Origin of the sequence: Collinsella sp. AF14-35 (genome assembly GCF_003464565.1) — a bacterium.
In the GTDB taxonomy this organism is placed as follows: domain Bacteria; phylum Actinomycetota; class Coriobacteriia; order Coriobacteriales; family Coriobacteriaceae; genus Collinsella.
Genome location: NZ_QRZD01000009.1, coordinates 39,801 through 59,235, shown reverse-complemented (window position 1 = coordinate 59,235; position 19,435 = coordinate 39,801). Strand labels below are relative to the sequence as shown.

Genomic DNA, 19,435 nt, shown 5'->3' with positions numbered 1-19,435 from the left:
ACCTTTCTATTGCATCGGGTCGGACAGGACCCGTTCGATCTCTGATGCGGGAAGTGCGCCTTGGCGCAGGATCTGGAGCTCGCCGTGCTGAAACGACACGATGGTCGAGGCGTCGCGACACGGGGTCTCACCGGCGTCGACGGCAACATCGACCCCCTCCAGGATGCGACCCTCCACCGTGATAAAACTTGCCGGCGCGGGCGCGCCATGCGTGTTGGCGCTGGTGCAGGCAAGGGGGCTGCCACAGGCGCGAATGAGCGCCTGCACCACGGGCGAGGCCGAAGCGCGAAGTGCCACCGTGTCGTCGGCAGCGCGCATAAAGGTCGGCACGCAGGGGGCTGCCTTGACCACGATAGTCAGGGCTCCCGGCCAGCATCGTCGCGCGAGTATGCGGGCATCTTCCGGGATATCCACGCCATAGCGGTCGAGTGCTTCGACGCCATCGACCAGCCAAGCGACGGTTTGCGTGAGTTCACGTTGCTTGAGAGTGAAGATACGGCGATAGCCGGTGCCGAGCGCAGGAACTGCGGCGCCATTGACGGCAGCCTGCGGATCGCGCGGCCACGATGGGAATTCGCTTGTATCTTGGGGCACGGCGTCCGAGAAGGCGTTGACTGCCACGGCGACACCGTAGACGGTCTCGGTCGGGATCAAAGCCAGGCCGCCGCGGCCGAGCACCTCGGCCGTGCGCTCGACGGCAAGCCGATGCGGCTCGCGCGTTCCCTCGTATACCCGATAGACCGTCTGCATGTGTATGCCAGCCCCTTACGTTCTGGTGCAAGTTTGTTTACTGTGGGGCATTCTCGCACGAAACGTTCAACCTATTTGCCCAGAGCGCATGTTGGTTTGGTGAGCGGCTCTAGTAGTCGGTGAAAGTGAGGGGGTTATTGGACTGCGACGAACTTCTTTGGCCTGCCGGCGTGACGTTCTTGGGCGGCGTAACGCTCGATACTGTCTATCGTTATCATCCGACGGCCGTCGACGAGTTCAACATCGAGCTTTCCGGCTTTGACCAGCGCGGTAATCCGCGGAGCGGAGACTTTGAGGTCCAGCGCTGCGTCTTTAAATGTTCGGCACGCCGCTTCCCGAGCGTCCTCGTGGTCGATTTCGACTGAAAGGGCCACGACCTCGGCCGAGCGTTCGTACCCTGCCGGAGTCAAACCGTTGTTGAGGTCGTCGGCCAAAAACGCCATCAGTGCCTCGGTGGCATGGGCAATCGCTTCTTCGCGCGTATCGCCATCGGCAAAGGCGCCGGGAATCTGCGGGAAGCTAGCGCAGTAACCATCGTCTTCTTTTATGAGAACGCAGTCATAGGTAAATCGCTGCCTCATTTTGCCTCCAACTACCATCCAGCTTGGCGACGAATACTTGCCCACGTGCCCTTCTTTGGTCGATCACCACCAGAGCCGTTCACGGTGACAACGCGGTCACCAGAAACATACTTAGCATGACTACCGACTTGCGCGACCTTCACGAATCCATCGTGCTTGAGTAGGGCAATGATTTCCCGAAAGGTAGGAGGTTGCATGGGCCGACCTCTTTCAGCCGTCCTAATTATAAACTACTTTATAATTTTTGCTAACCAGTTAATAAATATTACTGGCGTTGCTTGGGCTCGGTGACGATGGCTCGGACGATGCGGGGGCGATCGGTGAGGTCGTGGACGATGCGCACGTCCGACAGACCCGCTTGACGACAGAGCTCGGCCGCGGCGTCGAGCGCGCCCTCGTAGAGCTCGCAGGCAAACAGGCCGCCGGCACGCAGCATATAGGGTGCCGCATTGAGCAGGCGGCGGAAGATGTCCAGGCCGTCGGCACCGCCCTCGAGCGCCAGGTCGGGCTCAAAGTCCTTGACCTCGTGCGGCAGCGAGCGCATGACATCGGTGGGGATGTAGGGCGGGTTGGAGACGAGTACGTCAAAGGTGCCCCACTCTTCACGGGGAATGGAGCTCACCAGGTTCGTGAGGCTGAAGGCGACCTCGTCGGACGTGAGGCCAAGCGCATCGCGGTTTTTGGTAGCAAGGTCGATGGCGCGCGGCTCGATATCGGTAGCAGTGCAGGTGACGTGGCCGCGACGCTCCCAGGCGATCGAGAGCGAGATACAGCCCGTGCCGCAGCCGACCTCGAGAACGCGGGCAGTGCGGGGCTCGGCTGGGGCAGGCGCAGCGGCATCCTGAGCTGAAACCGTCTCCTGGTCGGCGCCCTCGATGGCGATGTCGTATTCGTCGAGCTCGGGCTCGGCGGCTTTTGCGGCTTCGGCTTCTGCTGCTTGCGCGGCGGCTTCCTCGGCCTCGCGATCGGCAAGCTCCTCGGCATAGGCGCGGCTACCGAGCACGTCGCTACCCAGCGCAGCCTCATCGGCGGCCGTCAGGTTGGCAGCACGGCGCTCGGCGGTCGCGCGTTCGTCGGCCAGCGCCGCCTCAGCTTTGCGGGCCTGCTCGACCTCATCGTTCCAAGGCAGCTCAACACGCTGACGGGCAGCGGCCTCGGGGCTCAGCACCTCGGTATCCAGATAGTTCAGGACTTCTTCGACGAGCATCTCGGTCTCGGGGCGCGGGATGAGCACGCCGGGGGCGCACGCGACGTCGATCATGCGAAACTGCGTGCTGCCCGTGATGTACTGCAGCGGCTCGCCTTTGGCGCGACGAACGACGGCCGCGTGCATGGTCTCGAGCTGGGCTGCGTTAAGCGTCTCGTCCATGCGCATATACAAGTCGATACGCGCCAGGCCCGTGGCCGCGCACAGCAGCCACTCGGCAGAAAGACGGGGATGCTCCTCGCCGCGCTCGGCCAGGTACTCCTTGGTCCACTCGAGACAACGCTTGATGGTCCAAATCTCGTTTGCCATGGGGCCCTCCCCTCTTAAGCGCCGGACGGCGCGCGAATGTCGGAGCAGATTGTAAGCGAGGCCAGCGCTTGGCAAGGGGCGATTAAAGGCGATTATCGAGAATCAGCCCAGAATTTTGCTTGGAGCCTGCCTAGAGTGTTCATTCGTCGACGTCTAAATCTGCATCCGTCAAGCTTTTGGCAAGGTTGCCCCAAAACTGACCAATATCTAACCAAGAACTTGCCACATCGCTTGACGCGCGACGCACCAAAAAGGACCCCGCGACTTCTTGGACGATTTTTCGAGCAATATTTTCAATAGCAGATGCACACCGTTAATTGCTTTAAGCAGGTAAGCAGCTCAAAGGCCATCACAGCTGATTGAATAACACCTCAAAGCAATATGCCCAACCTGGTCATTTAAGAACGTCCCCAATGACCACCTCTAAGGCGCCGCAGGTTGAGCATAAGTCAGCGAAAACGCCCCTAAGCGAGCAAGGTGACGTGAAATGAAAGGGCGCTGACCTTCTGGTCGCGCCCTTGAAATTGAACGTCAGATTGCCGCTTAGGGGCGTTTGCAGCGTCGAGCCGTTACGGCGTTTGGTAAAACGCCGTAACTTAAACTGCCTGTGCCAGCTTCTCGGCTCGCTCGGCGGCGGCGAGTGCCTCGATGACGGTGCCGAGCTGGTCGCCCAGAAGGACGCCGTTGTAGGTGGAGTTGAAGCCGATGCGGTGATCGGTCACGCGGTCCTGGGGCTGGTTGTAGGTACGGATCTTCTCGGAACGGTTGCCGTGGCCGATCTGGCTCTGGCGCTCGGCACCGAGCTCTGCCTGCTGCTTCTCGAGCTCCATCTCGTACAGACGGGCGCGCAGCATCTGCATGCAGACTTCGCGGTTCTGGATCTGGGAGCGCTGTTCCTGCGACTGCACCACGGTGTTGGTGGGCAGGTGGGTGATGCGCACGGCGGAATAAGTGGTGTTAACGCACTGACCGCCAGGACCGGAGGCGCAGTAGGTGTCGATACGCAGGTCGGACTGGTTGATCTGGACGTCGATCTCCTCGGCCTCGGGAAGTACGGCGACGGTCGCCGTGGAGGTCTGGATACGGCCCTGGGACTCGGTCTTGGGAACGCGCTGGACGCGGTGCACGCCGGACTCGAACTTCATGACGGAGTAGACGCGGTCGCCCTCGACCTTGAACTCGATGGACTTAAAGCCGCCGGCCTCGCTGGGGCTGGAGTCGAGCACGGTGGTCTTCCAGCCGCGCGACTCGCAGAAGCGCTGATACATCTTGTACAGATCGCCGGCAAAGATGGCCGCCTCGTCGCCACCAGCGGCGGAGCGAATCTCGACGATGGTGTTCTTGTCGTCGTTGGGGTCGCTCGGGATGAGCATGTACTTAATGTCTTCCTCGAGCTGGGGAAGCTTGGCCTCGTTTTCGGAGATGTCCATCTGGAGCATCTCCTTCTCATCGGCATCGGTAGTATCGTGGAGCATTTCCTTGGCGGCCTCGATGTCATCGAGCGCGCCGATGTACTCGCGCGAGGCAGCGATGAGGTCGGACTGGTGCGCGTACTCCTTGTTGAGACGCGTGAACTCCTTGATATCGGAGGCGACGGCCGGGTCGGAAAGCTTTTTCTCGAGCTCCTCGTAGGCCTTGATGATCTTTTCGAGCTTGTCGCGCATGACGGGACTCCTTTATATGCGTGAAGGTGAAAATCGGCAGAATTGATGGGGCGCACGGCGCCATTGCGGGGGTAAGTCCAGCTAGAGCATGTCGATCTTCAGATACATGCGCATCCCTTCGCGTACGGGGTACATAGTTGCGGTCTAACCCATACATGATAGCGTGCGCAGGCAAACCTGCATATAACCCGCACGGAATCCGACAAAGGGAGAGTCCCTTTGTCGGATTCTAGAGCGTATGGAGCAGGGCGATGAGGAAGCGTACGCCCTGGAGGTAGGCGCGGCGGGTGATGCGCTCGTTGGTGCCGTGGACGCCGCGGTCGCACTCGTCATCGTCGACCACAAAGGCCGAGAAGCGAATGCACTCAGGGCAAATGCGTTGGTAGTTAGCAGCGTCGGTCGCGCCAATCACGGTCGAGGGCACAATTGCCACTGGCTCGAATGATCCGTTTTCCTCCGTCCCCTTTGGATCACGGAAATAGCGGACGGCGATGGAGCGAACCGCCTCGAGGCCGGGACCACCGATGCGCGGGGACGGCGAGGGCTCGGAGCTGCCGGGGCCCAGCTCCACTTCGACACGGTCGGCAAGGTCCGCCTCGGCAACCGCTTCACGGCAGCGCGCCACAACGTCGGCCACGCTCGTGCCCTCGAGCATGCGGAAGTTGATGTTGGCCCACATATCCTGCGGCATTACGTTGGCGCCGGTGCTGCCACCCTCAATTTGGGTCGGTGCACAAGTGGTGGTCACGAGCGGATAGAGCTTCTTGCTAGCGAGGCACTCGCGCACGATGGCGTCCTTGTTGGCGGCAATTTCATCGGCCGTGTAGAGCCCCAACTCGACGAGCTGGGCGGCAAGCAAGTCGGTCACGCGCGTCGGCCACTCGATATCGCAGATTGCGGTGATGGCACGGCTGAGCACCTCGAGCGACGTGCCACCGTAGGGGTTGGAGGAATGCCCGCCCGCACTCTTTGTCTTGAGCACAATGTCGGCATAACCTTTCTCAGCCAGGTCGGCGTGCATGAGCCAACCCTCGCCCGCGCTGTACTCGGCAGCCGGAGCGATGCGGTAATCGCCCTCGTCGATCAGGTACTCAAGCTCAATGCCGCGCTCCTCGAGCGCGCGGCCAATGGCGCCTGCGCCGTGCTGCGTAGTCTCCTCGTCCTGGCCAAAGGCCAGGAGCAGTGTGCGCTCGTGCCGCCAACCGTGCGCCAGCGCATACTCAACAGCTTCGAGAATGCCTGCGACCTGGTCCTTCATGTCGATCGCGCCGCGGCCCCAGATGTAGGTGTCGTCCACGTGCCCGCTAAAGGGAGCATGCGTCCAGTCGGCCTCGGTGCCCGGCACCACGGGGACCACGTCCATGTGGCCCATGAGCATGACGGGTTTGAGGGCGGAGTCGGAACCGCCAAGCGTCACCAACAGCGAATGGCCGACAAGCTCGACCTCGCCCGCCGCAAATACGTGCGGCCAGGCCTGCTGCATATACGCGCGCAGGTCGTCGAAGGGCTGCCAATCCACCGCCTCGGCATCCATGCTCGAAATGGTCGGAAACGACAGCACGCGGCCCAAGCGCTCGCACGCGCCGGCCTCGTCTATATCGGCAAAATCGTCCTCATGCGCAAAGAAGCGCCAAACCTCGGCCATGACATCCTTTCGATTGTGACGACAAAGGCCGCCCCACGGGAGCGGCCCTGCAACGTAAGCGTTTGCGGTCGGTTATTTGTCCTCGAGATAGCGAGAGAGGAACTCACGAGTGCGCTGGTGTTTGGGGTTGCCAAAGAGCTCGGCCGGCGCGGCGTCCTCGAGTACCACGCCCTTGTCCATAAAGACCACGCGGTCGGATACGGTTCGGGCAAAGGCCATCTCATGCGTGACGACGACCATGGTCATGCCGTCGGCAGCGAGCTTGCGCATGACCTCGAGCACCTCGCCCACGATCTCGGGGTCGAGTGCCGAAGTCGGCTCGTCGAACAGCATGATCTGCGGATTCATGCACAGGGCGCGCGCGATGGCCACGCGCTGCTTTTGGCCACCGGACAGGCGACCCACGGCGGCGTGCGCGAACTTTTCGAGTCCCACGCTCGTCAGATGCTCCATCGCGACCTTCTCGGCCTCGGCCTTGCTCATCTTTTTGAGCGTGACGGGCGCGAGCGTGCAGTTGTCGAGCACATCCATGTTGTTGAACAGGTTAAAGCCCTGGAACACCATGCCGATGTCCTCGCGCAATTTGTTGATGTTGCAGCGCTCGGCCGTGAGGTCCTGGCCGTGGAACCAGATGTGGCCCGCGTCCGGGGTCTCGAGCAGGTTGAGGCAGCGCAGGAAGGTCGATTTGCCCGAGCCCGAGGCGCCGATGATGGTGACAACCTCACCGGAATTGACGGACAGGTCGATGCCCTTGAGTACCTCGAGTGAGCCAAAGCTCTTGCGCAGGCCCTCGACGCGGATAAGCGGCTCTTGGTTTTGCACGGCTGCCGCAGTGCCGGTAGTGGCGGTATCTGCCATGATGATTCTCCTCGTCTTGCGCCTAGTTGGAGCTGGGCAGCGTGGCAGGGGCCTCGGCGCCCAGCTTTTTGCCAAAGGCTTCGAGCAGGCGGCTCGCCACGAGTGTCAGGATCAGGTAGACCACGAGCGCCACGCAGTAGACCTCCATCTGGCGGTAGTACACGCCGGCGACCGTGGTAGTAGCGTACATAAGGTCGAACACGCCGATGACCGAGAGCACCGACGAGTCCTTAATGTTGATGATGAGCTCGTTGGTGAGCGCCGGAATCGCGTTTTTAATGCCTTGGGGGAACACGACTTTGCGCATGGCCTGCCACTGCGACAGGCCCAGCGAGCGCGCTGCCTCGGCCTGGCCGGGATCGATGGACTCGATGCCGCCGCGCAGGACCTCCATCATGTAGGCGGTGGAGTTGAGCGAGATGGTGACGAGGCCGGCGGTGAAGGTACTCCAGATCTGGTTGGCCTGAGCGGTCTCGAAGCCCATGCCGCGCAAAACGGTAAAGCCCGCGTAATAGATGAGCAGGCCCTGGACCATCATGGGCGTGCCGCGCACGATGGTGGAGTAGATGGTCGCAAAGCCGCGGCCGATACTCTTAAAGAAGCGCACCAGGTCGTTGTCCACGCGGTCAAAGGTCTGAATACGCAGGAACACAAAGAGCAGCGCCAGGAAGAATGCGATGACGGTACCGAAGGTCGCAAGCGCGATGGTGATCTCGATACCGCGGATAAAGAAGTCGCCACTCTTGTAGGTCATGTAGACCAGGCTCGACAAAAAGTCGCTGGGGTTGGAATCCGAGACAATGCTCACCTGCACCAGGTCGATAAACGACATGACGCAGCGGTCGATAAAGAAGATCGCCGCGATAGCGACCACAACATAGCTACCCAGGCGCGCGCCGCGGCGGAAACGCTCGGATGCGAACGGCGACTTTTCGCGATAGTCACTCCAGTGCATAAGCTTGGTGACAAGCGCCGCTGCCGACACGACAATCCAGGCCCAAAGAATCGCCCAAAGGCAATCCTGGAAGATACCGGTGGGGGCTAAAAAGCTCAGCGGTGTGGGGTTGCGCTGGCTAAACGCCAGGCCGAGCGCCGCGATGACGCTCGTGCCCAGGTATACATAACGGTGGTCGGCCTTGATAAAGGAGGCCAGACGGTTGATGGCTTTCATGCTGCCTCCCTATGCCGGCTGACGGTCGAGGCACGCGTCCCACATTTGGTCGCGCTCCTCTTGGCTAATGCCCTTGAGTGTCTTGTCGATGAGCTTAAGCAGTTTGTCCGAGCCCTTGCGGCAACCGACATTTGCCGTGACCTCCTGCTTAAAGCCCTCGCCCTCGGCAAAGTGGATGGGGACGATACCGGGATTTTGGGCCATATAGCCCTTTTCGTTCTCAGTGTTGTAGGTCACGGCGTCGCACGTGCCCTGCAGCAGATTCGAGAACACCGTGGGGACCGAATCGACCGGGTTCTTGTGCACAACGCCCGGAATCTCGTCGATGACGGTATCGAGCATGGTGTCCTTTTGGCCGAGCACCGTGGCACCGCTGAAGTCGCTGAGCTTGGTGGCGTTTTGGTAGGGCGAGCCCTCTTTTACGAACAGGCCAAAGTAGCCAATGAAGTACGGGTCGGAAAAGCCGACGGACTCCTCGCGCTCGGGCGTGGCGCTCATGCCGGCGATGATGAGGTCAATCTGGCCGTTGTTGAGCGAGTCGATAAGGCCCGAGAAGCTCTGCTTGACGGCAACGGGCTCGCCGCCGAGAGCCTTGCAGACGATCTTGGCGATCTGCACGTCGTAGCCATCGGCATAGGCGCCCTGCACGTTGTCGATGGGGATCGTGAACTCGCTGGCCTCGGAAACCTGCCAGTTGTACGGGGCGTAGGCCGCCTCCATGCCGATGCGGATCTTATCCTTGCCGATCACAGAATCGGACAGGTCGTCGCGACCGCCGCCCGTCGTGGACTGAACTACTTCCAGCGTGGAGGGACGCTGGCAGCCGGCAAGTGCGCCGGCGACGACAGAAGCGCTCGCAGCGAGAGCGCTACCCAAAAAGATGCGACGGCTGCATACCGGCTGTGGATGCGCGTCGCGCTGTTGTCGAGATTGCATCTGGTGCCTTCCCAATTTCGTTTTGCTGACAATAAGACAGGATATACGCCCGCAACCAGCAGCGCGGCATGTGCGCGAAAAATTAATAGACACACGAGGACGATTGGCGCAAAGCAGCCTGCCCCATGTACCACTTGGCATGAAAAAGGCAAGGCATAGACCTTCTGGTCATGCCTTGCCTTTTGAATGACAAATTGTCGCTCTGGGTGGCGCGCAGCGTCGACCGGTCCGTCGTTCGTTAGAACGGCGGAACCTCTAGAGCAGGGTGACGCTAAAGGAACGGATGTCGGTAGCGCCCGGTGCCAACGTGATGGTGTTGACCTTGTGCTCAAAGACATCGTCCTCGGTGTCCATGGTGGTGTGGCCGGTCCAGGGCTCGAGCGCCATAAACGGAGCGTCGTTGGCGGCAGACCACACGCCGATGTACTTAAAGCCCTCAAAGTCGATCTTGACGCCGTGGCCCGACTTGCGGCCGCGCAGCGTGAGCGTGGAGCCCGGAGTATCGGTGAACATGATGGCATCGTTATCGAAGCTGCGGTGCGTGATGGGCAGCACGTCCGAGTTATCGGGAGCCTTGTAGCTACCCTCGAACGTCATGAGACCGTCGGGCGTGATGATGGGAGCCTCGTTCGTCCAGGCCTCGGTAAACGCCAGCTCGTAATCCTCGAATACCTCGTCCTCGGCACCGGGGGCGGGCACGTTAAATGCGGGGTGGCCGCCCACCGAGAACGGCAGGTCCACGTCGCCGGTGTTCGTAACGGCAAAGGTCTGGGTAAGCGTGGCGTCGCCGGTCAGGGCATAGGTCATGTTGAGCTTAAAGTGAAACGGAAAGGCCTTGAGCGACTCGGGCGTATCGGTGATCTCGTACGTTACCGAGGAGCCGTCCTCCGAAACCTCGACCAGCTTGTGCTCGACGATGCGCGCGAGTCCGTGGCGCGGCATCTCGCAGGTGCCGGCCGCAGACGTTGCCGTGTTGTTGCGCAGCGAGCCCACAATGGGGAACAGGATGGGCGCATGCTTGCCCCAAAAGGTGGGATCGCCCTGCCACAGATACTCGTTGCCGTTGAGGGCAAGGCTCGTGAGCTGGGCACCCATGGAATCGATGGCCGCGGTGAGGCCGCCGCGCTTGATGGTAGTGACGGTGGACATGCTACTTCCTCCAATAGTAAACAACGGTGTCGAGGGCTATTGTCCCACTCTTGGCGGCGGGGTTGAGCGACAGGTGCAGTTATTGAGCAATAGCGTAAAGGTCAAACCCGCCCTGCGGCGTGCTATCGACCGTATCGGGCGCCTGTGAATTAAAACTCACCGGAACCATGCGCTTTGAGGCACGGTAACGCGTGCCGTCGGTGGCGACGGGCGGCTCATCGACCGTGAGCTCGTAGTCGCCGGGCTTGAGCTCGATGCCGTCACCTTCGGAATTGACGTATTGGTACTCGTCGATCGCTTGCCCCTTGAGCGTGCGACCCACGATATGGACGAGCATCTGGCTGTCGCCGCGCGCGGTGTCCCACGTCGCGCCGTCCTTGACCTCGACCGATACATGCACCGAGCGCGTGCGGCTGAGCGATTGTTCGACGGACATCTCGACCTTGGCGGCGTCTTTGCGCTGTTGCTCCACGTGACTCCAGACATTTCCGATCGCCGAGCAAGCGATGACGCCGGCCATAAAGGCGATGAGAATGGGGCCGAGCGGCGAGCGACGTCCCGCATCTTCCTCGCGAGACAGATTGGGGCGACGCGTGGGCGCGGGCGCCTGAGCACCCTGCGAGGGCACGTCGAGAATGCTGAAGGATGCCGTGCTGTCGGGGTCGATGTTATGGCGAGGTTGCGGGGTGTTTGCCGGCGAGATGGACATATCGGCCGGCTCACCGAGCGTGGCCGTGGCATCGGCCTTTGCCTCGTCGGCCTCGGCCTGGGCCCAAGCCTGCTCAAAGGTCAGAGGCTCGGCGGCATCGGAGGCGGCGTCAGGCTCGACAGCAGCATCGCTGCCGGTCTCGTCCTCGTCGCTCGACACGTCACGCGGCGCGGGCTCGTCCCACTCCTCGTCCGGAGCCTCGCCCTCGCTATACCACCATTCAAAGTTATCGATATCCATACGGGGCGCCCCTTAAGCCTCGCAAATTAACACTTGCCAGCCTTATACCCCCAGATGGCACGGCGGCTCGCATGGAATGTGACAAAGGGACTATCCCTTTGTCACACGGCCAGACGTGAAAACTTATAAACTTGCAGATTTTGCAAGTTTATAAGAAATGAGCGACCCTCCTCCGCTTCAAAACAAGCTTGCGATGCTATTCGGATGTGACAAAGGGACTGTCCCTTTGTCACATCTGGAGGGCGACGGGGATTTGGATGCAGCAGAAGTCCTCTTGGTGGGGCTCGTCATAGCTCGTGGTATCGAGGTAGCAAAAGTCGAAGGCGTTGCCAACGGGCTGGAGCGCGTGCTCGTCCATGCAGGCCACAATGGCGCGGATGCCTTCGGGCTCGTACGGCATGCCCCAGCGGCTCATGCACAGGTATGTGCCCTCGGGCAGCACTTCGATGCCGATCTCTGCCAGCTCGGCAGCGTCGCTCGGCAGCAGCTCCTCGGCACCGCGCGGCAGCACGGCAAAGGAGCCGGCGCCGGCAATAGGGTCGTCGGAATGCAGCGCCTCGCGACGCAGCATGGCACCCCAGCCGCGCATGGGGCGCGTGCCCGTCAACGTACGCATGCGCAGGATGGCCCGCATGAGCGTGGGATGAAGCATTGAGCGGCCACGCTCAATATCGCCCGGAAACTCCTCAAAGACCACGTAGCGGCGCTCGAATTGCTTGAGTTCCGGTTTGCCCTCGCGCTCGCGCCAGTAGACTGCCTCGTCGTAAAAGCTCAGGCGCTCCTGCACACTCGCGCGCTCAGCCTTGAGCCCGGCAATCTGCTTGTCGAGCGCCTGCACCCGCGAGCGCAGGTGATCGGTCATCTCGCCAATGTCGAACGTCGAGGTCAGGCGGTCAATCTCGTCGAGTTCGAGCCCTAGGTCGCGCAGCATGCAGATCAGACGCATGAGCGGGATCTGCGTGGGCGAATAGAAACGGTAGCCTTTTTCGTTAACCACGGCGGGCTTAAACAGGCCGATCTTGTCGTAGTAGATGAGCGTTTGGCGCGAAACGTTAAACAAGCTCGCCATCTCGCTGATCGCATACATGCCCGTCTGCATAGATCCTCCCGACACACCAAAGCCCGCCGCCCACAGGGGCAGCGGGCTTAAACACTATTCGTATCCTACCCTAAAGACGCCTATGACCAGCGCTTATAGTTTGCGCATGACACGCCGACGGCCTCGAGCGCCTTGGCGGCGATGTGATGCACCGCGTCGTCGAGCGTGGCGGGGCCGTTGTAAAACGTGAGCATAGGCGGCATGAGCATGATGCCGGGCACGCGCGCCAGGCGCGCCATGTTATCGACGTGAATGGCGCTGAAGGGCGTCTCGCGCACCATGAGCACCAGGCGGCGCTGCTCTTTCATCTGCACGTCGGCCGCACGCAGCAGCAGGTTTTCGCTGTAGCCGCTTGCGATGCCGGCGAGCGTCTTCATGGAGCACGGGGCCACGATCATGCCATCGACCGGATAGGTGCCGCTTGCGATGGCGGCGCCGATGTTCTTGTTGTCGTAGACCACATCGGCATGCGCGGCAAACTCGTCGAGCGTCATGCCGAGCTCCTGCTCGATGGTGATCTCTCCCCCACGCGTGACGACAAGCGCCGACTCGGCACCGGCCTGACGCAGGCACTTGAGACACTCGAGGCCCAGCGCAGCGCCGCTGGCACCAGAAACGCCAACGACAATGCGACGGGGGCGAACAGAAGACTCAGGCATGACAACTCCTTGACTACTTGGTAGGGCTTACCAGCAACAACAAAATGGCGGCTATAGGTCGGGCAATGTCAGCGAGCGCACGCCTGGCGAGACAAGGTGTCCCGAAACAAGAAGGCATAGGGCTTATGCCCATGCCTTCGCAGCTGAGGGGCAGATTGTCCGCCAGGCGCGGGCGCAGCGTCGACCGGTGCGGCGTTTGTTAAAACGCCGCAATCTCCCTAGCCCACTTGTCCTTGTCGATCTCCATGAACTGCGAGCGGATGAAGCTCTTCTTGAGGTTGAACGGGACCGTGCAGTCGAAGATGGCCTTGCAGGCGATGCCGTGCTCGCGGATCGTGGGGTCGAACGCGGGGTCGTTGGACGGGTCGAGCACGTGGCAGTGGCAGCCAGGGATGGTGATGAGGTCCACGTCGGCCTGGAAGCGCGTGGTCATAGCCCACATCACGTCGCTCATATCAAAGATGTCGACATCCTCGTCAACCAGGATCACGTGCTTGAGCTCGGAGAACGCCGAGAAGGCGAGCATGGCGGCGTTGCGCTGACGGCCCTCGTCATTTTTGCTCGACTTCTTGAACTGCATGATGGCAACGAACTTGCCGCCGCCGCAGGGGGCGGCGTGAACGTTGAGCAGGCGGCCCGGGATAGCGGTCTCGACCATCTTGTAGATGGAAGCCTCGGTGGGGATGCCCGCCATGGACACGTGCTCGTGCGAAGGGCCGATGCAGCTCTCCATGATGGGATTGACGCGTGTGGTGACGGCGGTAATCTTGATCACCGGGCAGACCTTGGCGCCACCGGTGTAGCCGGGGAACTCGGGCATGGCATAGCCGTGGCCGTTGACGTCCTCGTTGATGGTCTCGTCGTGCATGAGGTAGCCCTCGAGCACGTACTCGGCATTGGCGATGCACTTCTGCGAAACGGTAACGCAGTCGGCGAGCTCGACGGCATGGCCGCGCAGGGCGCCGGCGATCTGCAGCTCGTTGAAGCCGAGCGGCGTGGTGGGAGCCTCAAAGCCGCAGCACATGTACACGGCGGGGTCCAGGCCGATGGAGATGGAGATGGGCATGTCCTCGCCGCGCTGGCAGTACTCGTCAAAAAAGGCGCCAAGGTGACGGCTGCCCGGGGTGATCCACATGGCGAGCTTGTCCTTGTCGACGCAGGAGAAGCGGTGGATGGTCACGTCGGACTGGGAGCCGTCGGGGCTCGTGCCGTAGGCGAGGCCCATGGTGATGTAGGGGCCGCCGTCGACGGGCGTGTTGGTGGGAGCGGGGACGATCTTGCGCAGGTCAAAACCCTCGTCGGTCGCCTTGTACACAACCTCCTGGCAGTCGATGTGCGCGCCCTCGGCGATCTGCTTGGGCGCGATCAGGTTCTCGAAGCGCTTGCCGATCTCGAGGCCCAGGTGCTCCTCGTCAAGGTCGAGCAGGGCGGCAACGCGCTTGCGGCTGGCAAGCATGCCGATGCAGACCTTGGCATCGTCAAAGCCCTTGACGTTGTTGAAGACCATCGCCGGACCCTCTTTGGTCGGACGCATAACGGTACCGCCGGCACCGACGTGGCGATAGACGCCCGAGACCTCGGCGTCCGGGTCGACCTGGGTGTCGGTCTCGAGCAGCTGGCCCGGCATCTCACGCAAAAAGTCGAGCGCGGAGCGCAGGTCGTGGATCTGGGAAGCATCGGTAGTGGACATAGCGTGCTCCTTTCGGGAGAGTGCCCGGCGACGGGAGTGCCGCCGGGCTGGGTAACGTAGTGGGGCCGCAGCGCTTATAGATGGAGCGCTTGGCAACTCGCGGTTCAAGCACTCGGCTGTTTACAGCCCAAGCGCTCGGCCGCTTACATCAGGCCAAAGAGATGGAACCAGGCGGCCTCGACCAGCACGACGATAAAGACGACCGCGGTGAGGGGAATGCCCATGCGCATGGCTTCTTTGGAGGTGTAGCCGCCGGCGTCCTTGCCCTCGCCGATAAGGATCGGCAGGTTATGGAACGGCAGGATGTAGTGGATGTTGATGGACGTGAAGACGATGAGTGCCACGGCGAGCGGGCTCACGCTGGAGCCGGCCGCGAAGCTGATGAACGCCGGCACGCACACGCCGAGTACGGCCATGACCGAGCCCATGAACATGTGGATGATCATGGAGAGCGCGGCGACAAGCAGGGCGAACAGGAAGATGTTCTCGGGCACGGAGCTGGGAAGCACGACGTCGGCGATCCAGGCGTTCATGCCGGTGGCACCGCCCACAGAGCCTACGGCCATGGCGGCCGTCAGGAACATGAGGGACTTGATGTCGACAGCATTCCAGCTGGCGGGGGTGAGGACCTCGCCGATGACGGGCATGGCGAGAGCGACGCCAATGGCCAGGGTGACCCAGCCGATGTAGTCGCCCGAGACGGTGAGCCACAGCGCAATGGCGATGACAAGCCACACGATGGTGCGGATCTCCTTGACGGAGAGCTTGCCGAGCGCGGCCTGCTTGGCCACGATCTGCTCGCGATCGTAGACGAGCTCCTTGCTGGGCTTAAAGAGGAAGAGGCCCAGGAACAGGGTGCACAGCAGCGCGACCAGCATGGGCACGCTCATGTACAGGAACCAGTCGACGAAGGACGGGCTCATGCCGCCGGCCTCGGCGCTGTACTGCGCAACGAGCGGGTTGAGCGTGGAGTCGCCCGTCAGGAAGAACATGGAGCCCGGGGCGGCAGCGGCAAACACGAGGAAGCCGAGCTTGCCGCGGTCGTCGTCACCGTAGCCGGCGGACTCGGCGATGACCGAGACGACGGCGAGGATGAGGAAGGCGCGGGGGAACGGATGCGGGATCAGCAGCGACAGCACAAAGGTGAGCGCGAAGATCGAGATAATGAGCGACTTGGCATCGCGCACGAACTTGAGCATAAACGCATAGGCGATGCGCTCGCCCAGGCCCGACTCCTTGACCGCGCTGGCGATGAGGTAGGCGCCGATGACGAGCCACATGGTGGCCTTGGTCCACGAGCTAAACGTGGAGGCGACCGTCGCCGAGATGCTCGCGGCGCCCGTGTCGTCCACGCACACCTTGAACAGAACGAGCAGCGCGCAATAGAGCAGGCCCACAAAGCCCGGCTGTGCCACGCCACACGCCCAGAACACCACCGTGGCGAGCGTCAACGCCAGACAGGTCTGACCGCCGACCGTAAGCTCGACCGTCGAGCTCAGCTCCGCCAAAGGAAGAAACTTCACTAGCAAAAAGACAACGATACCCAGCACAAAGCCAATTTCGCGCCTGGTGATCTTAAACGCCTTCTTTTCCGCTTCCATCTCCCCACCTTTCTTGTTGGGGGCGCTCCGGATTCGCAGCCACGTTGCCACTTAAAAAGGGGCGCCCGTTATCGGACACCCCTTACGTTGCGCTGTGTTGCGGCAATACAGTCAAGCGGGATTTTTGGATGAGAAGCGATCCTCTGGGCAAAAACCGTCACAACATTCGACGCTTTTCCTCGATTTCGAGATTTTCATCGAATGTTGTGACGGTTTGGATATGGCAAAGGGACTGTACCTTTGTTACATAGCGAGGGCCGTACGGATGGATGGGTCGCTGAGTGCCTCGCGGAGCCAGGGGGCCAGCTGCTCGGGGTGACCCTGCAGGTAGCCTTTGAGCTCGGACGGGGCCACGCGACGCACCTCCGAGATCTCCTCTTGGTTGATATGCAGCTCGCCCGGCTCAACATGGGCTGCGAACACCTCGCACCATTCGCACTCGCAGCGGCCGTCGCCGTGATCCTCGCGATACACCACGTGACCGAGGTGCTTGAGCTGGTCGGGCTCGCGCGCAATGCCAAGCTCTTCGTTGATGCGACGCGCCGTGGCGGCCGCGACGTCTTCCCCGGGGAGCGGATGGCCGGCACAGCTATCGGCCAGCACCCCGCCCCACAGTCGTTTGAGCGGACTGCGGCGACAGAGCAGCAGGCGCGCGTCTTCGCCCTGGCCCTCGACCAGAAGCGTCAGAAATGCCTGGTGCAGAATGCCCTCGCCGGTATGGGCCTCGACGCGATCGACGGGGCCAAGCGCCTCGCCGGTCGCGTCATCGACCGCCACGACCTCGGCGCCTGCGCCGCCCTCATCCCAGCCGGCGCGCAGAATGCGGGCTGCGGCCTCCTCGAGCGCGGCGATGAGCTCCTTGGTGGTATCGAGCATGCGCTGCAAGTCGTCCCCGCTCGCCTGCTCAACATGAAAACCCGTGCTTGCAACGACCGGCACATCAAAGCGCGTGGCCAGCGCCGCCGCGATATCGTGCGCCGGGATCTCATCTCGATGGCACGGAACGGCCAGGATGCTCACCGTCGCCGTGCGGCCGGGCTCGGGGCGCGGAATGGCCTGCGCCGTAGCGCCCAGGTGCGCGAACTCCGGCGAGCAGGCGTACACCGCCATGCCTCGCGGCGTCACCGTCAGCTGGGCCTCGAGCGCAAACTTGCCCTCGCCCACTGCAACCTTTGTCGTGTGCATACCCATGGGATCTCCTGTCGCCCGCGATGTACCTGAGACCATCTTCGCCTGTATTGCGACTATACAGGCAAGCGCAGCCTGCGACAAAGGGGGCAGGCACCTGACACATTCTGTTAGAGTTGCAGGGATTGAATCCCGCTTATTCATGCGACATTGGAGTGACAACCTTGACCGCCGCAACCACGCCTAAAAGTAAGTCAACCGCCGCCGCGCTCTCCCCCGCGCGCACCAAGCTCTGCCTGGCGCTGCTCGTGCTGTTGGGATTCTCGCTCGGCTGCTCCGAGTTCGTGGTCATCGGCATCGAAAGCGACTTGGCGACGGAACTCGGCATATCACTTGCCACTGCGGGCCAGCTCATCAGCGTGTTCGCACTCGTCTACGCCATCGCCACGCCGGTGCTTGCACTCAGCACGGGGCGATTCCGCCGCTATCAGCTGCTCGTGTGCTATAGCATCGTCTTTGTGCTCGGCAACCTGGTCATGGCGTTGGCGCCCAACTTCCAGGTACTGTTTATCTCGCGCATTGTCCTGGGCTCTGTCTCGGGCGCACTGCTCGCCGTGGGCGTGACGTACATCCCCGAGCTGCTGTCCCCGCAGCAAACTTCGCTTGCCATCTCGGTGGTATATGGTGCGTTTTCCGTGGCAATGGTCTTTGTCACTTCGATTGGCAAGTTCGTGGCCGACACGCTCGACTGGCACGTGGCCATGTACGGCACGCTGACCTTTGCCGTTCTGATCTGCGGAGCGCTCGTGGCGTTTATGCCGCGCGCTGGGCAAACCGACGAGCCTGCCACCTTTCGCGAGCAGGCGGGTCTGCTGCGCGAGCCGAGCATCATCACCGGCATGCTCATCTTTTTGTTTGGCGTAGGCTCGGTCTATGTGTTCTACGGCTACGTGACGCCTTATCTTGAGCAGGTGCTGGGCATGGGCACCGTTCAGGCGAGCACCACGCTTATGGCCTACGGCGTGTTCTGCCTGATCTCGAACATCCTGGGCGGATGGATCGACGCACGTTTTGGCATGAAGGCACTGCTTGTGACGTTTGTGCTGCAGGCTGCGGCGTTGCTCGGGCTGTTTGCCGTGGGCGGCACCATGCCGCTCGCGCTGGTCTTTGTCTTTAGCTTGGCGCTGCTCATGTACCTGTTCTCGGTGTCGTGCATCACGCACTTTATGGACGTGGCACGCAGCCGCCACCCCAAGTCGATGGTACTCGCAAGTTCGGTTGAGCCCATGGCGTTTAACGTCGGCATTTCGTTTGGCACCGCGGTAGGCGGAGCCGTGGTAAGCGGAGTTGGCATTGTCTGCGTGGGCGCGGTTGGTGCCGCGTTCTCGCTTGTGGCCTGGGCGCTTACGCTGGTGACGATTAAGCTGGCACGTTGGGAGCGCAAGCGGGCGAGGGCGTAAGCACAGATGCGATACTCGAGCTCGATGATGGCGATCGAAAGGAAACCGCATATGCAACGTGTACTGTTTATCTGCTATGGAAATATCTGTCGCTCGACGATGGCTGAGTCGGTGTTTACCGAGCTGGTGCGCCGCGCTGGGCGCGCGGGCGAGTTTGTCATCGATTCTGCAGCGACCTCAACTGAGGAGATCGGCAACCCGCCGCATCATGGCACGGTCGCCAAGCTGCGCGAGGTCGGGATTCCCGTCGTTGCCCACCGCGCACGCCAGGTGCGTCGCGCGGAGTATGGCGACTGGGATCACATTGTCTATATGGATGCCGAGAACGCGCGTGGCCTGCGTCGCATCTTTGGCGACGACCCCGACGGCAAGATTACGCGCTTGCTCGATTGGACCGAGCGCCCCGGCGACGTGGCCGATCCCTGGTACACCGGCAACTTCGATGCCACCTACCGCGACGTGCTCGACGGTTGCATCGCTATGCTCGAGCAGCTGTAGGCAAGCGAGCTCGCGAGGTGCGCCATTGGCATAAAACGAGCGTGGATTATCTCCCGCATACAAATTGAGCGTGGATTTTCT

Annotated in this window: 18 protein-coding genes; 2 read left to right on the top strand and 16 right to left on the bottom strand. The window is 61.8% G+C overall.

What is annotated here, in order from left to right; all coding sequences use genetic code 11:
• Positions 1–6 precede the first annotated feature (6 nt).
• The 16 genes from DWW12_RS04550 to idi form a co-directional block, all read right to left on the bottom strand.
• On the bottom strand, positions 7–750 hold the full coding sequence (locus tag DWW12_RS04550) for an L-threonylcarbamoyladenylate synthase (protein WP_089573104.1): 744 nt from the start codon (positions 748–750) through the stop codon (positions 7–9).
• Positions 751–884: 134 nt separating this feature from the next.
• Positions 885–1,376: a type II toxin-antitoxin system HicB family antitoxin gene (locus tag DWW12_RS04545; protein ID WP_128620077.1), complete on the bottom strand. Its 492-nt coding sequence runs from the start codon at positions 1,374–1,376 to the stop codon at positions 885–887.
• Positions 1,343–1,528 carry a type II toxin-antitoxin system HicA family toxin gene (locus tag DWW12_RS10120; protein ID WP_089573106.1) on the bottom strand — a complete coding sequence of 62 codons (186 nt, stop codon included), beginning with the start codon at positions 1,526–1,528 and terminating at the stop codon, positions 1,343–1,345. The genes DWW12_RS04545 and DWW12_RS10120 overlap by 34 nt, the downstream gene beginning before the upstream one ends.
• 68 nt (positions 1,529–1,596) lie before the next feature.
• The gene (locus DWW12_RS04535) at positions 1,597–2,847 is read right to left on the bottom strand and encodes a HemK/PrmC family methyltransferase (RefSeq protein ID WP_117646264.1); all 1,251 of its coding nucleotides are present in this window, start codon (positions 2,845–2,847) and stop codon (positions 1,597–1,599) included.
• A 596-nt stretch (positions 2,848–3,443) separates the two neighbouring features.
• Entirely contained in the window at positions 3,444–4,511 is a 1,068-nt protein-coding gene (gene prfA, locus DWW12_RS04530; protein ID WP_055252487.1) for a peptide chain release factor 1, read from the bottom strand.
• Between the two features lie 229 nt (positions 4,512–4,740).
• Entirely contained in the window at positions 4,741–6,156 is a 1,416-nt protein-coding gene (locus DWW12_RS04525; protein ID WP_117855197.1) for a M20/M25/M40 family metallo-hydrolase, read from the bottom strand.
• Positions 6,157–6,228: 72 nt separating this feature from the next.
• Entirely contained in the window at positions 6,229–7,014 is a 786-nt protein-coding gene (locus DWW12_RS04520; protein ID WP_089573110.1) for an amino acid ABC transporter ATP-binding protein, read from the bottom strand.
• Positions 7,015–7,036: 22 nt separating this feature from the next.
• Positions 7,037–8,185, bottom strand: a complete 1,149-nt coding sequence (locus tag DWW12_RS04515; RefSeq protein ID WP_089573111.1) for an amino acid ABC transporter permease — start codon at positions 8,183–8,185, stop codon at positions 7,037–7,039.
• Positions 8,186–8,194: 9 nt separating this feature from the next.
• Complete coding sequence (locus tag DWW12_RS04510) at positions 8,195–9,121, bottom strand: transporter substrate-binding domain-containing protein (RefSeq protein WP_117855195.1); 927 nt, start codon at positions 9,119–9,121, stop codon at positions 8,195–8,197.
• A 255-nt stretch (positions 9,122–9,376) separates the two neighbouring features.
• The gene (locus tag DWW12_RS04505; protein WP_117855193.1) at positions 9,377–10,270 is read right to left on the bottom strand and encodes an aldose 1-epimerase family protein; all 894 of its coding nucleotides are present in this window, start codon (positions 10,268–10,270) and stop codon (positions 9,377–9,379) included.
• 79 nt (positions 10,271–10,349) lie between these two features.
• A complete protein-coding gene (locus DWW12_RS04500; RefSeq protein WP_117855192.1) occupies positions 10,350–11,219 on the bottom strand; it encodes a hypothetical protein in 870 nt (289 codons plus the stop codon).
• A 229-nt stretch (positions 11,220–11,448) separates the two neighbouring features.
• Positions 11,449–12,318 carry a MerR family transcriptional regulator gene (locus tag DWW12_RS09930; protein WP_199570685.1) on the bottom strand — a complete coding sequence of 290 codons (870 nt, stop codon included), beginning with the start codon at positions 12,316–12,318 and terminating at the stop codon, positions 11,449–11,451.
• Between the two features lie 80 nt (positions 12,319–12,398).
• Positions 12,399–12,977, bottom strand: a complete 579-nt coding sequence (locus DWW12_RS04490) for a UbiX family flavin prenyltransferase (RefSeq protein ID WP_117855190.1) — start codon at positions 12,975–12,977, stop codon at positions 12,399–12,401.
• Between the two features lie 199 nt (positions 12,978–13,176).
• A complete protein-coding gene (locus DWW12_RS04485) occupies positions 13,177–14,667 on the bottom strand; it encodes a UbiD family decarboxylase (protein WP_117855188.1) in 1,491 nt (496 codons plus the stop codon).
• A 143-nt stretch (positions 14,668–14,810) separates the two neighbouring features.
• Positions 14,811–16,268 carry an SLC13 family permease gene (locus DWW12_RS04480; RefSeq protein WP_199570683.1) on the bottom strand — a complete coding sequence of 486 codons (1,458 nt, stop codon included), beginning with the start codon at positions 16,266–16,268 and terminating at the stop codon, positions 14,811–14,813.
• Positions 16,269–16,511: 243 nt separating this feature from the next.
• Complete coding sequence (gene idi, locus DWW12_RS04475) at positions 16,512–17,453, bottom strand: isopentenyl-diphosphate Delta-isomerase (protein WP_199570681.1); 942 nt, start codon at positions 17,451–17,453, stop codon at positions 16,512–16,514.
• Positions 17,454–17,611: 158 nt separating this feature from the next.
• On the opposite strand from idi, the gene DWW12_RS04470 reads away from it, so the two are divergent.
• Positions 17,612–18,856, top strand: a complete 1,245-nt coding sequence (locus DWW12_RS04470; RefSeq protein ID WP_233544230.1) for an MFS transporter — start codon at positions 17,612–17,614, stop codon at positions 18,854–18,856.
• Between the two features lie 51 nt (positions 18,857–18,907).
• Positions 18,908–19,354 carry a low molecular weight protein-tyrosine-phosphatase gene (locus DWW12_RS04465; RefSeq protein WP_187362366.1) on the top strand — a complete coding sequence of 149 codons (447 nt, stop codon included), beginning with the start codon at positions 18,908–18,910 and terminating at the stop codon, positions 19,352–19,354.
• The last annotated feature ends 81 nt before the right edge of the window (positions 19,355–19,435 follow it).

Excerpts from the sequence above, each read along its gene's own strand:
- DWW12_RS04485 (WP_117855188.1), bottom strand. The coding sequence starts at position 14,667 with ATGTCCACTACCGATGCTTCCCAGATCCACGACCTGCGCTCCGCGCTC.
- DWW12_RS04505 (WP_117855193.1), bottom strand. The coding sequence starts at position 10,270 with ATGTCCACCGTCACTACCATCAAGCGCGGCGGCCTCACCGCGGCCATC.
- prfA (WP_055252487.1), bottom strand. The coding sequence starts at position 4,511 with ATGCGCGACAAGCTCGAAAAGATCATCAAGGCCTACGAGGAGCTCGAG.
- DWW12_RS04480 (WP_199570683.1), bottom strand. The coding sequence starts at position 16,268 with ATGGAAGCGGAAAAGAAGGCGTTTAAGATCACCAGGCGCGAAATTGGC.
- DWW12_RS04520 (WP_089573110.1), bottom strand. The coding sequence starts at position 7,014 with ATGGCAGATACCGCCACTACCGGCACTGCGGCAGCCGTGCAAAACCAA.
- DWW12_RS09930 (WP_199570685.1), bottom strand. The coding sequence starts at position 12,318 with ATGCAGACGGGCATGTATGCGATCAGCGAGATGGCGAGCTTGTTTAAC.
- DWW12_RS04550 (WP_089573104.1), bottom strand. The coding sequence starts at position 750 with ATGCAGACGGTCTATCGGGTATACGAGGGAACGCGCGAGCCGCATCGG.
- DWW12_RS04510 (WP_117855195.1), bottom strand. The coding sequence starts at position 9,121 with ATGCAATCTCGACAACAGCGCGACGCGCATCCACAGCCGGTATGCAGC.
- DWW12_RS04515 (WP_089573111.1), bottom strand. The coding sequence starts at position 8,185 with ATGAAAGCCATCAACCGTCTGGCCTCCTTTATCAAGGCCGACCACCGT.
- idi (WP_199570681.1), bottom strand. The coding sequence starts at position 17,453 with ATGCACACGACAAAGGTTGCAGTGGGCGAGGGCAAGTTTGCGCTCGAG.
- DWW12_RS04490 (WP_117855190.1), bottom strand. The coding sequence starts at position 12,977 with ATGCCTGAGTCTTCTGTTCGCCCCCGTCGCATTGTCGTTGGCGTTTCT.
- DWW12_RS04525 (WP_117855197.1), bottom strand. The coding sequence starts at position 6,156 with ATGGCCGAGGTTTGGCGCTTCTTTGCGCATGAGGACGATTTTGCCGAT.
- DWW12_RS04500 (WP_117855192.1), bottom strand. The coding sequence starts at position 11,219 with ATGGATATCGATAACTTTGAATGGTGGTATAGCGAGGGCGAGGCTCCG.
- DWW12_RS04465 (WP_187362366.1), top strand. The coding sequence starts at position 18,908 with ATGCAACGTGTACTGTTTATCTGCTATGGAAATATCTGTCGCTCGACG.
- DWW12_RS10120 (WP_089573106.1), bottom strand. The coding sequence starts at position 1,528 with ATGCAACCTCCTACCTTTCGGGAAATCATTGCCCTACTCAAGCACGAT.
- DWW12_RS04535 (WP_117646264.1), bottom strand. The coding sequence starts at position 2,847 with ATGGCAAACGAGATTTGGACCATCAAGCGTTGTCTCGAGTGGACCAAG.